General features: G+C 67.4%; 8 protein-coding genes. 4 read left to right on the top strand and 4 right to left on the bottom strand.

Annotated elements, in window-relative coordinates:
• Nucleotides 1-65: 65 nt before the first annotated feature.
• The 4 genes from JL37_RS01190 to JL37_RS01175 all read left to right on the top strand — a co-directional run bounded on the left by JL37_RS01190 (nt 66) and on the right by JL37_RS01175 (nt 6,310).
• Nucleotides 66-998: a MurR/RpiR family transcriptional regulator gene (locus JL37_RS01190; RefSeq protein ID WP_043541418.1), complete on the top strand. Its 933-nt coding sequence runs from the start codon at nt 66-68 to the stop codon at nt 996-998.
• A 42-nt stretch (nt 999-1,040) separates the two neighbouring features.
• Nucleotides 1,041-2,381, top strand: coding sequence for an aspartate aminotransferase family protein (locus JL37_RS01185; RefSeq protein ID WP_043541417.1), 1,341 nt, complete (start codon nt 1,041-1,043; stop codon nt 2,379-2,381).
• Nucleotides 2,382-2,541: 160 nt separating this feature from the next.
• Entirely contained in the window at nt 2,542-3,546 is a 1,005-nt protein-coding gene (locus JL37_RS01180; protein ID WP_043541416.1) for a TAXI family TRAP transporter solute-binding subunit, read from the top strand.
• Between the two features lie 145 nt (nt 3,547-3,691).
• Nucleotides 3,692-6,310 carry a TRAP transporter fused permease subunit gene (locus JL37_RS01175; protein ID WP_043541415.1) on the top strand — a complete coding sequence of 873 codons (2,619 nt, stop codon included), beginning with the start codon at nt 3,692-3,694 and terminating at the stop codon, nt 6,308-6,310.
• On the opposite strand, the gene JL37_RS01170 is transcribed toward JL37_RS01175, so the two are convergent.
• Genes JL37_RS01170 through parE form a run of 4 tightly spaced genes read right to left on the bottom strand, consistent with a single transcriptional unit; the run spans nt 6,311 to nt 12,467 of the window.
• Nucleotides 6,311-7,528 (bottom strand): DUF418 domain-containing protein, encoded by a 1,218-nt coding sequence (locus JL37_RS01170; protein WP_081954941.1) that lies wholly within the window; start codon nt 7,526-7,528, stop codon nt 6,311-6,313.
• A gap of 6 nt (nt 7,529-7,534) precedes the next feature.
• On the bottom strand, nt 7,535-9,865 hold the full coding sequence (parC, locus tag JL37_RS01165; RefSeq protein WP_043541413.1) for a DNA topoisomerase IV subunit A: 2,331 nt from the start codon (nt 9,863-9,865) through the stop codon (nt 7,535-7,537).
• Nucleotides 9,866-9,900: 35 nt separating this feature from the next.
• Nucleotides 9,901-10,506: a YcxB family protein gene (locus tag JL37_RS01160; protein WP_043541412.1), complete on the bottom strand. Its 606-nt coding sequence runs from the start codon at nt 10,504-10,506 to the stop codon at nt 9,901-9,903.
• The gene (gene parE, locus JL37_RS01155) at nt 10,506-12,467 is read right to left on the bottom strand and encodes a DNA topoisomerase IV subunit B (protein WP_043541411.1); all 1,962 of its coding nucleotides are present in this window, start codon (nt 12,465-12,467) and stop codon (nt 10,506-10,508) included. Before parE ends, JL37_RS01160 begins: the two co-directional genes overlap by 1 nt.
• Nucleotides 12,468-12,704 lie beyond the last annotated feature (237 nt).

The raw sequence follows: 12,704 nt of genomic DNA, 5'->3' as shown, positions 1-12,704 counted from the left end.
AAAACATATGTTTTTTCATTGTTCGCAGATTTATCATGTGTTTTCTCAAAATACATGCCACTGATATGTCCCTGCCGCCGGACCTGCTTCCCGCACTCCAGGAAAGACTGGAACATCTGCCGCCGGAGCTGCAGCGGGCGGCGCGCTGGGTCGCGGCCCATCCCGCCGAAGTGGGCCTGTGGTCGATGCGGCGCCAGGCCCAGGCGCTGGGCGTCGCCCCCGCGACGATGCTGAGGCTGGCCCGGGCCATCGGGTACTCCAGCTACGAAGATTTCCGCCTCCCTTTCCAGCAGGCGCTGGCGGGAAAGGGAAAGCCGGGGCTGCGCGACCGCGCCGCCGCGCTGCAGGCTGCGGCGGGCGAGCCCGCCCCGCCCGGCCACGACGTACTGACCGACTACCAGATCCAGGCCATGAGCTCCGTTTGCGCGCTGAACCCGCCTTCCGCCTTCGACGCGGCGGTGCAGACCCTGCTGGAGGCGAGGCAGGTCGGCTTCCTGGGAACACGCTCGGCGTTCGGCATCGCCTTCCAGATGCGCTACGCCTACCAGCTGGTGCGCCGCAACAGCATGCTGATCGACGGCCTGGGCGGCGCCCCCGCGGAACAGGCAGACAACCTGGGCGTCGGCGACGCGCTGATCGTGATTTCGCAGGCCCCGTACCCCACCGCCACCGTGCAGTTGGCGCGCCAGGCTATCCAACGCGGCGTGGCGATCATCGCGCTGACCGACGACCCCTTGTCGCCCCTCGCGGTGGACGCGCGCCATACGCTGCGCTTCTCCCCGCCGGACCGCGACGGCGTGCAGGCGCGGCCTGCGCGCCAGGGCCCGGGATCGTTCTTCCATACCACTGCGGGCCTGCTTGGCCTGGCCGAACACCTGATCGCGCGCTTGACGGCCCGCGGCGGAAACGAAGTGCTCAACCGCCTGACCGAAGTCGAGCAGCGCCTGCTCAGCGACAACATCTACTGGTCCGGCGGGCAAGGCCGCCGGACCTCCTGACACCAGCATTCGTCTTCAACCCCTGCTTCGCGGAATCGCCCCATGAGCAACACTCACGTTCTGCATCGTTCCCTACGCCAGACGCCCCTTGTCGCCGTACGCGGCCAGGGCGCATGGGTCTATGACAGCGCTGGCCGCGCCTATCTCGACGGGTCGGGCGGCGCCGCCGTTTCCTGCCTGGGGCACAACCACCCCGACATCCAGGCCGCCATGCATGCGCAAATCGACGCGCTTGCCTACGCGCACACCAGCTTCTTCACGACCGAAGTCGCCGAGCGCCTGGCCGACCGCCTGGTCGCCGACGCGCCGGAAGGCATTTCGCACGCCTATTTCGTCTCGGGCGGCTCGGAAGCGGTGGAAGCGGCGTTGAAAATGGCCCGGCAGTATTTCGTCGAAATCGGCCAACCCGAGCGCCGCCACATCGTGGCGCGCCGGCAGAGCTATCACGGCAATACGCTGGGCGCCCTGGCGGTGGGCGGCAACGCCTGGCGCCGCGCGCAATTCGCGCCGCTGCTGATCGAAGTGGAACACGTCTCGCCCTGCTATGCGTACCGCGACCAGCGCGAAGGCGAAAGCGCCGAGCAATACGGCGAACGCCTGGCCCGGGAACTGGAACAAACGTTCGAACGGCTGGGCCCCGGCACAGTCATGGCGTTCGTGGCCGAGCCCGTGGTGGGCGCCACCGCCGGCGCAGTCACGGCGGTTCCCGGCTACTTCCGCCGTGTCCGCGAGGTATGCGACCGCCACGGCGTGCTGCTGATCGCCGACGAAGTAATGTGCGGCATGGGCCGTACCGGCACGCTGTACGCGGTGGAGCAGGAAGACGTGACGCCCGACCTGATCACCATCGCCAAGGGCCTGGGCGGCGGCTACCAGCCCATCGGCGCCGTCATGGCGCAGCAGCGCATCGTGCAAGCCATGCAGCAAGGCAGCGGCTTCTTCCAGCACGGCCACACCTATCTCGGCCACGCGGTCGCCTGCGCTGCGTCGCTGGCCGTGCAGGACGTGATCCGCCGCGACGGCCTGCTGGCGCGCGTGCGCGGGCAAGGCGCGGGCCTGCGCGAACGGCTCCAGCGAGCCCTGGGAGACCACCCTCACGTGGGCGATATCCGAGGCCGCGGCCTGTTCATGGGCGTGGAACTGGTGCAGGACCGCGCAAGCAAGCAAACATTCGATCCCGCGCTCTCGCTGCATGCGCGCATCAAGCGCGAAGCCATGGCGCGCGGGCTGATGGTCTATCCGATGGGCGGCACGATCGACGGCCGCCAGGGCGACCACGTGCTGCTCGCTCCACCCTTCATCGTCACGGACGACGAACTGGACCAATTGACTGAACGCCTGGCGGGCGCCATCGACGCCGCCATCGCGCAGGCGCGCTCCTAGGCGCGCCTGCCAGCGCAACGGGGGGAAATCCGCTGCGCGCCTCCGCCCGCCCCGCGCGGGCACGTGAAGATTCGCACAGGGCGTTCCGCGGCTCGCGGGATGCGCCAACCGCCGGCAAAGACCGGCAATCTCACGGGGAAATACCCCAAAAGGAGTTTGCATGACCACGTCCGTCAAACACCCCTTGGGCCTACGCAATGGCTGGTCGCTTGCCGCGGCGGGCCTGGCAACGGCATTGCTGTCCGCGGCGCCGGCTCCTGCCGCCGCTCAACAGAAGTTCGTCAGTATCGGCACGGGCGGCGTCACCGGCGTCTACTATGCCGCCGGCGGCGCCATCTGCCGCCTCGTCAACAAGGACCGCTCTTCCCATGGCATCCGCTGCTCGGTCGAATCGACCGGCGGCTCGGTTTTCAACGCCAACACCATCAAGGCCGGCGAACTGGACCTGGGCGTCGTGCAGTCCGACGTCGGCTACAACGCCTACCGCGGCGAGGGCCAGTTCAAGCAGGCCGGCCCCTTTACCAAGCTGCGCTCCGTTTTCTCGATCCACCCCGAGCCATTCACCGTCGTGACGCGCAAGGAAGCCAACATCAAGACCTTCGAGGACCTGAAGGGCAAGCGCTTCAACGTCGGCAACCCGGGCTCGGGCACCCGAGCCTCGATGGAAGAGCTGCTGGCCACCATGGGCTGGACGATGAAGGACTTCTCGCTCGCGTCCGAACTGCGCCCCGACGAGCATGGCTCCGCGCTGTGCGATGGCAAGATCGACGGCTTCTTCTATGGCGTCGGCCACCCTTCGGCCAACATCCAGGATCCCACCACCAGCTGCGGCGCGAAGCTCGTGTCGCTGACGGGCCCCGCGGTGGACAAGCTGGTCGAAAAGTACCCCTACTACGCCCACGCGACGATCCCGGCCGGGCTGTACCCGAACAACCCGGCCGAAACCAAGACGTACGGCGTGACCGCCACCTTCGTCACGTCGGCCGATGTGCCGGAAGCCACCGTCTATACGGTGGTCAAGGCCGTGTTCGATAACTTCGACGACTTCAAGAAGCTGCACCCCGCCTTCGCCAACCTTAAGGCCGCGGACATGGTGAAGAACGGCCTGTCGGCGCCCCTGCATCCCGGCGCCGAAAAGTACTTCAAGGAAAAGGGCCTGCTCTAAGGCGGCAGGACCGCTTGCCCGGCAAGCCGGAAGGGGCCGCGCCGCGCGCGGCCTCGCGGCTGCCGCTCCTTGCCCGCGGCAAACGCGCGCAAGGGCACAACGCGCGCGGTACCGTGGCGCGCGCAATGACATGTAGGGGAAATTCATGACACAAGAGCCGCACTCGCCGGCCCCGGACCTGGAACAGCTGGTCGCCGACGCCGACCGCGGAGGCCGCAACGTGCGCGGCGTCGCGGGCGCCACGCTGGCCGTCGGCGCGCTGATCTGGTCCGCCTTCCAGCTTTGGTACGCGTCCCCGCTGCCGTTCTCGCTGAACTGGGGCATTTTCAACGACACCGAGGCGCGCGCGCTGCACCTGGGCATCGCGATGTTCCTAGGCTACCTGGCGTACCCGGCCAGCAAACGCTCCGCGCGCGACCGCATGCCCTGGTACGACTGGGGGCTGGCGCTGATGGCCGCCTTTTGCGGCAGCTATCTGTACCTTTTCTATAACGAACTGGCCGGCCGCCCCGGGCAGCCCACGACCATGGACGTGGCCACGGCCGCCATCGGCCTGGTGCTGCTGCTGGAAGTGACGCGCCGCGCCCTGGGCCTGCCCATGACTGTGCTGGGCCTGGTGTTCGTTGCCTACGCGCTAGCCGGCCCCTGGCTGCCCGACGTGCTGGCCCACCGGGGCGCATCGCTGGAACGCCTGATGTCCCACATGTGGCTCACCACGGAAGGCGTCTATGGCGTGGCACTGGGCGTTTCGGTGTCGTACATCTTCATCTTCGTGCTGCTGGGCTCCATGCTGGACAAGTGCGGCGCCGGCAACTACATGATGCAGGTGTCGTTCGCGCTGCTGGGCCATCTGCGGGGCGGCCCAGCCAAGGTGGCCGTGGTGTCCTCGGCCGTCAACGGGCTGGTCTCGGCCTCGTCGGTCGCGAACGTGGTGACGGGCGGCATCTTCACGATTCCGCTCATGAAAAAGGCCGGCTACGGCGGCGTGCGCGCGGGCGCGATCGAAACCGCGTCCTCGGTCAACGGGCAGATCATGCCGCCCGTCATGGGCGCGGCCGCCTTCCTGATGATCGAGTATGTCGGCATCCCCTATACCGACATCATCCGCCACGCGATCCTGCCGGCCTCGATCTCCTACATCGCGCTCTTCTACATCGTCCATCTGGAAGCGTTGAAACTCGGGATCCAGCCCATGATGGCGTCCGGCCCCGCCCGCACGCCGCTGCAAAAGCTCGCGGGATGGGGCATGGGCATCAGTGGCACGCTCGTGGTGATGGGCGCGGTCTACTGGATCGGCACGGGCATACAGGCGGTGGCGGGCGCTGCCGCCACCTGGGTGCTGCTGGCCATCCTGGCGGCGCTCTATCTTTGGCTGCTGCGCATCGCGGCGCGCCACCCCGACCTGCCGCAGGACATCGACATCAACCATCCCGTGCGGCCGCAGCCCTGGCCCACGGTGCGCGCCGGGCTGTATTTCCTGATCCCCATCGGCATCCTGGTCTGGTGCCTGAGCGTGGAAGAGCTTTCGGCAGGCCTGTCCGCATTCTGGGCGGCGATGGCGATGCTGTTCCAGATGGTGACCCAGCGCCCGCTGATCGCATGGTTCCGCAAGCAACCCGCCGGCCCGGCCTGGCGCCAGGGCTGGCGCGACGCCATTGGCGGCCTGGAAGACGGCGCCCGCAACATGATCGGCATCGCCATCGCCTGCGGCACGGCCGGGCTGATCGTCGGCGCCATCACCCTGACGGGCCTGGGATTGCGCATGACCGCCTTCGTCGAGCTGGTGTCGATGGGGAACGTGCTGCTCATGCTGATCTTCACGGCAGTGGTGTGCCTGATCCTGGGGCTGGGCATGCCCACGACGGCCAACTACATCCTGATGGCGACATTGATGGCCCCGGTCGTGGTGGAGCTGGGCGCCCAGAACGGCCTGGTCATTCCGCTGATCGCCGTGCACATGTTCGTTTTCTACTACGGCATCATGGCCGACATCACGCCGCCGGTTGGCCTTGCCACCTTCGCGGCCGCCGCGATTTCGGGCGAGGATCCGATCAAGACCGGCATACAGGGCGTCACCTACGCAGCGCGCACGGCCATCCTGCCCTTCATGTTCGTGTTCAACCCCATGCTGCTGCTGATCGACGTCGACTACGGCTGGGAACTCGCGCTGGTCGTGGCCGGCGCCACCCTCGCCTCGCTGACCTTCGCGGCAGCCACCATGAGATGGTTCCGCTCGCGCTGCACGCTGGCCGAAGTCGGGATCCTGCTGCTGGTAACGTTCATGCTCTTCCGCCCGGACTGGTTCATGGACCATTTCGCGCCGCGCCACGAAAGCAGGCCGGCGTCGGAGATGCAAGCCATCGCCGCGGCTCTGCCCGACAACGGGCGACTCATCGTGGTGCTGCGCGGAATCAATCTGGAAGGCGACGAACTCACCAAGACCGTCGCGGTCGCCCTGCCCGAATTGACGGACAACGCAGGCGGGCAGGACGCGGGACGCAAGCGCCTGGCTGAAGCGGGACTGACGTTGATGAGCCTGGGCGACCAGACGCAGATCGGCGGCGTGCGCTTCGGCAGCCGCGCCCAGCGCGCCGGCTGGGAACAAGGCTGGGACGTGCTGGAAGTGAAGGCTCCAAACCCGCAGCGCTGGTCCGATTTCTGGGTGTACGTGCCCGCGCTGCTATTGCTGGCGGGCATGTGGGCGCGTCAGGGCCGTCGAGACGGAGGCGCCGCCGCGGGCCGGCTGCACGCCAAGCCAGTCTGATCAGCCTTCTCGCGCGCGCCGCCAGGCCGGCCAGGCGCCGATGGTGAGCGCGCGCAGGAACCACTCCACCGGGCCGTAGGCGTGGCGCCGCAGCCACCAGGCGGACAGCGGCAGCTGCGCCGCGAAGATGGCCGCAGCCATTCCGAAGGCCGCCAGCGGCGATACCGCGGCGAACAGCCGCAAGCCCCAGGCGGTAAAAATGAAGGCGCAGACCACGGACTGCATCAGGTAATTGCTCAGCGCCATGCGCCCGGCCGGCGCGAGCCAGCCGCCAAGCCGCCCGCCCAACCGCGTGCGCAGGGCCAGGAGTAACGCCGCGGCGTATGACATGCTGAGCAGCGGCGCGGTCAGCAGATCGGCCGCCAGCCCCGGCAATTCCCAGGCCGCGCCCGCGAAAGGCTGCGAAGACGTGGCATACGCCGCCGAGCCCGCGAGCCCCGGCAGCAAGCCCAGCGCGCACAGCAGGCCCAACGCGCGAGGCTGGCGCCAGGGGTCGGCCAGCGCTTCCCGGCGGCCCAGCGCGTAGCCGGCCAGGAACATGGCGAAGACGAATGGCCCCTGCACGAAGAGCACCGTGAACCAGACGGCCTCGACCAGTTCCTTCACGTGCTGGGCGATGGTCGTGCCGATGGTGCCCCGGTAAGCCTCGATGGCCGACAGCGCATCCGCCCTGTATTGCGCCGCGTAATCGGCCGGCACAGGATCCAGGAAAGCCAGCGCGCCCAGCAAGGCCCACGCCAGCGACGCCAGCACGATGAGCCACAGCGCGATGCGCAACGCTCGCGCCGGCGCCATGCGCCGGCACAGCAGCAACCCCAGGCCAAGCAGGGCGTAGGTGACCAGAATATCGCCCTGGTAGAACAGCACGGCGTGCGCGCCGCCCAACACGGCCAACCCCGCCAGCCGGCGCAGGAATCGGGGCGCAAAGGCGGCCTGGCCGCGTTCGGCCGCCGCCATCTGCAAGGTAAAGCTGTATCCGAAGAGGAACGAGAACAACAGGTAGAACTTGGTCTCGAACAGCCAGGCAATCAACCATCGCACGGCCAGGTCCAGAGGCCGCGAGTATGCCGGGTCGGCCACGCCGGCGCCATAGAACGGCGAAGCGAATACCCCGATGTTGACCACCAGAATGCCGAACAGCGCGAAGCCGCGCAGCGCGTCCACCTGCGCCAGCCGCCCGGCGGCTCCATTCACTGCAGCCGCCGGGAAAACTGACATCTTGGACTAGCCCAGCACCGGCGACAGCACCGGCTGCTTGGGTCGCACGTCCAGCGCCCTGCCCTTGCGGGCGCGCTTGCCGACGTAGAGAGCAAGCGCGTCACCGGCCAGGATGTCCTCGGTGTGCTTGTTGCGGTAGATGCCCGCGGCGCGCAGGCCGCCCGCGCCGATCGGCACGGTCTGGTCCAGCTTGTCGGAAGCGTCCAGCCCCATCAGGATGGTGCCGCGCCCGCCGCCCGACAGGCTCTTGACCTCGTCCAGGCCGAAGACCAGGAACTTGCCCTTGTGCGACAGCAGCGCGAGCTGCGTGGCGCCCGCGAACAGCGGCACCGGCCGCAGCAGCTCGTCGCCCTCTTCCAGCGTGATGAACTGCTTGCCCGCGCGCTGGCGGCTGACCATGTCGGACAGTTTGGCGGCAAAGCCGTAGCCGCCGCGCGTCGCCAGCAGCCAGCGGCTGTCGGCGGCGGCCGCGATCGTATGCACGATGCGCGTGCCCAGCCCCAGGTCGATCATGGTAGTGACCGGCTGGCCGTCGCCGCGCGCCGAGGGCAGCCCGGAGACCGGCACGGAATAGACCCGGCCGTTGTCGCCCACGGCGATCAGCGTGTCGGTGGTGCGGCACTCGAATGCCCCATACAGGTCGTCGCCCTGCTTGAAACCGAATTGGGCGGCGTCGTGGCCGTGGCCCTGGCGGGCCCGCAGCCAGCCCTTCTGCGACACCACCACGGTGACCGGCTCGTCCAGCACCTTGGTTTCGAGCACGGCGCGTTCCGCCGTCTCGATCAGCGTGCGGCGGTCGTCGCCATATTGCTTGGCGTCGGCCTCGATTTCCTTGATCAGCAGACGCTTGAGCGCGGAAGGATTGTCCAGCAGCTCCTGCAGGTTGAGCTGTTCCTTGCGCTTGTCGGCCAGCTCCTGTTCGATCTTGAAGCCTTCCAGGCGGGCCAACTGGCGCAGGCGCATTTCGAGGATGTCCTCGGCCTGCCGTTCGGACAGCTTGAAGCGTTCCATCAGCGCGGCGCGCGGCTCGTCGGATTCGCGGATGGTCTGGATCACTTCATCCACGTTCAGGTAGACGACCATCCGGCCTTCCAGCACGTGGATGCGGTCGATGACTTTGTCCAGGCGGAAGCGCGTGCGGCGCACCACGGTGTTGGTGCGGAACGCCAGCCACTCGACCAGGATGTCGCGCAGGCCCTTCTGGCGCGGCCGCCCGTCGGTGCCGATGCACACCAGGTTGACCGAAGCGCTGCTTTCCATGCTGGTCTGCGCCAGCAGCGTGTTGACGAATTCATCGCGGTCCACGCGCGAGGTCTTGGGTTCGAAGACCAGACGCACGGCGGCGTCCTTGCCCGACTCGTCGCGCACCGCGTCCAGCAGGTTCAGCATCACCGCCTTGGCCTGGGTCTGCTCGGGCGTCAGGCTCTTCTTGCCGGTCTTGACCTTGGGATTGGTAATCTCCTCGATCTCTTCCAGCACCTTCTGGCCCGACGTGCCCGGGGGCAGCTCGGTGACCACCAACTGCCATTGGCCGCGCGCCATTTCCTCGAACTGCCAGCGGGCGCGCACCTTCAGCGAGCCGCGGCCGGACGAGTAGATCTGGGCGATGTCTTCGGGCGGGGTGATGATCTGGCCGCCGCCCGCGAAGTCCGGGCCTGGGACCAGCGCATGCAGCTCGGCGTCCGGCATCTGGGGATGGCGGATGAGCGCCACGCAGGCCTGGGCCACTTCGCGCAGGTTGTGCGGCGGAATCTCGGTGGCCATGCCGACCGCGATGCCCGATGCGCCGTTGAGCAGCATCACGGGCAAGCGCGCCGGCAGCATTTGCGGCTCCTGCTGGCTGCCGTCGTAGTTGGGCACGAAATCCACGGTGCCTTCGTCCAGCTCATCCAGCAGCAGCTTGGCGATGGGCGTCAGGCGGGCTTCGGTGTACCGCATTGCGGCGGCGTTGTCGCCGTCGCGCGAACCGAAGTTGCCCTGGCCGTCGATCAGCGGATAGCGCAGCGAGAAATCCTGCGCCATGCGCACCATGGCGTCATAGGCGGCCTGGTCGCCGTGCGGGTGATACTTGCCCAGCACGTCGCCCACGACGCGCGCGGACTTCACAGGCTTGGCGCCGGCGGACAGGCCCATCGCCTGCATGGCGAACAGGATACGGCGCTGCACGGGCTTCTGCCCGTCGCCCACGTCCGGCAGGGCTCGGCCGCGCACCACGGAAACGGCGTAGTCCAGATAGGCCTGTTCCGCATAGCGCGCCAGGGTGATGGCGGCGTCGCCGTCGCCATCGCCGCCAGACGGGTTGGAATCGAACAAGCCGGGTTGATTGCTGTCGGTCATGATGTATTCAGGTAGACAATTTCATCGAAACGGCGTCAAAGCGCCTGCGCGGACGGCATCAGCTGCGTATCGGCGACATGCGCACGCAACTCGCTGCGCACCCTGTCCAGCGTGGCGGCGTCCTGCCCGCGCTTGGGGATGATCACGCCCTGCAAGGTGCCGAGAATGACATAAAGGTGTTCCGGGGTTTCCTCGACCCGGCGCACATCGGACCAGTCCATCCGCCCCGAGGCGGTGGCGGTGGTATCCGTGATGCCGTCGGGGCCGAAGTCCAGCTGATGGCGGCCCAGGAACAGCTCGTCGGGCTGCCTTTTCAGCATGCGGCGCGTGTTCATCCTGACCAGCGAGGGCAGCACGAACTCGTAGGCCAGCGCCAGCAGCGCCAGGATGCCCAGGCCCACCGCCAGCCCCTTGAAGTACACGGGCAGGATCTGCGCCCAGTTCGGCCCCTTGCCGTCCCAGGTCTGCCAGATCAGGTAGGCCAGCAGGGCCACGATCATCAGGACCGCGAAACGCAGGTGGGACCGGTAGCGGCGTCGTCGCAGCTCCGGCCGCTTGTACACGTAGACGGCGAAGTCCGCATAGTCGTCGGCCGTCATCTGGACGTCCATGCGGGCGGAGCCGGGCGCGGAAGCGGCCATCAGATGTCCAGCTCCGCCAGGTTGCCCTTCTCTTCGATCCAGGCGCGGCGCTGCGAGGACTCGCCCTTGCCCATCAGCATGTCGAACATGCGGGTGGTGTCTTCGGGCGTATGGTCGCCGTAGCCTACCGGCAGCAGGCGGCGAGTGTCCGGATTCATGGTGGTTTCCCACAGCTGCTCGGGATTCATTTCGCCCAGGCCCTTGAAGCGGCTGACCGCCCAGGCGCCTTCGCGCACGCCTTCCTTGCGCAGCTTGTCCTGCGCGGCCTCGAGCTCGCCATCGTCCAGGCAATAGATCTTGCGGGCCGGGCGCTTGCCCTGTGCGGGCACGTCCAGGCGGAACAGCGGCGGCTTGGCCACGTAGACATGCCCCGCCTCCACCAGCTTGGGGAAATGCCGGTAGAACAGCGTCAGCAGCAGCACCTGGATGTGCGAACCGTCGACGTCCGCGTCGGACAGGATGCAGATGCGACCATAGCGCAGGCCGGACAGGTCCGGCGTATCGCCGGGACCATGCGGGTCCACGCCGATGGCGACGGAAATGTCATGGATTTCGTTGTTGGCGAACAGCCTGTCGCGGTCCACTTCCCAGGAATTCAGCACCTTGCCGCGCAGCGGCAGGATGGCCTGGAATTCCTTGTCGCGGCCCATCTTGGCGGAACCGCCGGCGGAGTCGCCCTCGACCAGGAACACTTCGGTGCGCGACGCATCGCTGGATTCGCAATCGGTCAGCTTGCCCGGCAGCACGGCCACGCCGGAGCTCTTGCGCTTTTCCACCTTCTGAGCGGAGCGCTGGCGCGCCTGGGCCTGGCGGATGGCCAGTTCGGCCAGCTTCTTGCCGTACTCGACATTGCTGTGCAGCCACAGGTCCAGCGCGCTCTTGGAAAAGCCGCCCACCAGGCGCACCGCGTCGCGGCTGTTCAGGCGTTCCTTGATCTGGCCCTGGAACTGCGGATCCAGCACCTTGGCCGAGAGCACGAAACTGGCGCGCGCGAAGACGTCCTCGGGCAGCAGCTTCACTCCCTTGGGAAGCAGGCTGTGCAATTCGGCGAAGCCCTTGACCGCGCCGAACAGGCCTTCGCGCAGGCCCGACTCGTGCGTGCCGCCGGCAGGCGTCGGGATCAGGTTGACATAGGACTCGCGCACGGCGTTGCCGTCCTCAGTCCAGGCCACCACCCATTGGGCGCCCTCGCCTTCGGCGAAATTCTCGTGGTCGGCGCCCGCGTACTGCTGGCCTTCGAAGAACGGCACCATCAGCTCCGCCCCCGACAGCGCCTCGGACAGATAGCCGCGCAGGCCGTCCTGGTACTGCCAGTTGCGGGTGTCGCCCGTTTTTTCGTTGACCAGCGACACCTTGACGCCGGGCAGCAGCACGGCCTTGCTGCGCAGCAGATGCGTCAGCTCGCCCAGCGGAATATTGGGGCTGTCGAAGTACTTCGCATCCGGCCAGACGCGCACGCGGGTGCCGGACTTCTTGCGACCGCCCTGGTCGTACGGAGCCAGGGGCTCGGCGACATCGCCGCCCTTGAAGACCAGGCGGTTGACCGCGCCATCCCGCCACACCACGACTTCCAACCGCGTGGCCAGAGCGTTGGTGACGGAAACGCCGACGCCGTGCAGGCCGCCGGAAAAGGCGTAGGCGCCGCCGCCGGCCTTGTCGAACTTGCCGCCCGCGTGCAGGCGGGTGAACACCAGCTCCACGACGGGAGCGTGCTCTTCGGGATGCAGGCCGACGGGAATGCCCCGCCCGTCGTCCTCGACGGAAACGCTGCCATCCGTGTGCAGCGTGACCTGGATCTGCTTGCCGTAGCCGGCCAATGCCTCGTCTGCGGCGTTATCAATGACCTCCTGCACGACGTGCAGGGGGTTTTCGGTTCGGGTGTACATGCCCGGGCGCTGGCGCACGGGCTCCAGCCCCTTCAGGACGCGAATGGACGCCTCGGTGTAACGTGGAGTGGCCAAGTTATCCCCAACATCTGTGGAAAAAAACCGACATTTTACGGATAAGCCCAGGTTCTGCGCGGCTCCCGGTGGGATGCGCACGACCTGACCACCTTCGAATTCGGTAGGATGGTGACAGTCACAGCCGGCGCATAGGGGCCGCATGGCCCGGATCGCGACAACTGCGCCGCAACATCCTACACAAATCCGGCAAACCCTGTTGTTATTAACAGTGGTATGCCTGTTGTTATTGACAGT

Source organism: Achromobacter sp. RTa (assembly GCF_000757485.1).
Lineage (GTDB): Bacteria > Pseudomonadota > Gammaproteobacteria > Burkholderiales > Burkholderiaceae_B > Achromobacter.
The sequence above is the reverse complement of the archived record's forward strand: the minus strand, read 5'-3'. Positions and strand labels throughout refer to the sequence as shown.